Source organism: Bradyrhizobium sp. Kon10, assembly GCF_055807395.1.
The window spans coordinates 1-724 of sequence record NZ_JBVVOZ010000110.1 but is presented as its reverse complement, the minus strand read 5'-3'; the positions used below and the strand labels follow the sequence as shown (position 1 = coordinate 724).

Below are 724 nucleotides of genomic sequence, written 5' to 3'. Positions count from 1 at the left end.
AGCGCCTGGCTGTTGGCCGCTTCCTCGTTGGTGTCGGCCAAGGTCAGGTTGGACGAACCCGTCTGCAGCACGTTGATTAGGTTTTTGTTGAAGTCCTGACGCACCTGCACCACGGAAAGGTTCGAACCCAGGCTAGAACCTTCCGAGCGCAGCGTGCTCGAAGCTGAGTTCAGGCTGTTGAGCACTTTGTTGGTCGCCGAGTTGTCGATGAAATCGGTGCCCTGCAACAACGCCGCCAGGCCCAGACCTTTGGAGTTGAAGGTCACGCCGGTGATGTTCAGGGTGGACTTGCCGGTTTCGTCGAACACCAGTTTGAGCTGGTCGCCGTTGAGCAGGTTGACACCGTTGAACGAGGAGTCCACCGACGTCGTGTCGATCTGCGTTAGGATGTTGTTGTACTGAGACACGAGGTTGGAACGGGCCGCCTGTGCCACCCCGTCGACCGTCGGCGTCGTTGCATTCGACCAGGTCAGCGCAGTCGTGATCGTGCCGCCGATGACGCCACCAGCAACGGCCGAGCCGATCGTCGACGAGGCGTACTCGTTGGTGGTTGTGATCGTGAGCAGTCCGTTGGCGTCGATCGTCGCTGCGAGGTTGTTCGCCTGAAGCTGCGTGTTCAACTGGTCCAGCGTTTTCACCGTGCCATTGGTGCCGTCGCCGAAGGTGACATTGACCGCCGTGCCGCCGTTGAAGGAGGAGAAGGTCAAGGTCTTGCCCGAGACAC

The 724-nt window shown here is 59.9% G+C and carries 1 pseudogene; it reads right to left on the bottom strand.

The window, feature by feature from the left end:
* Positions 1-724, bottom strand: a pseudogene (locus AC0L2O_RS36275) (DUF1522 domain-containing protein); the annotation flags it as partial.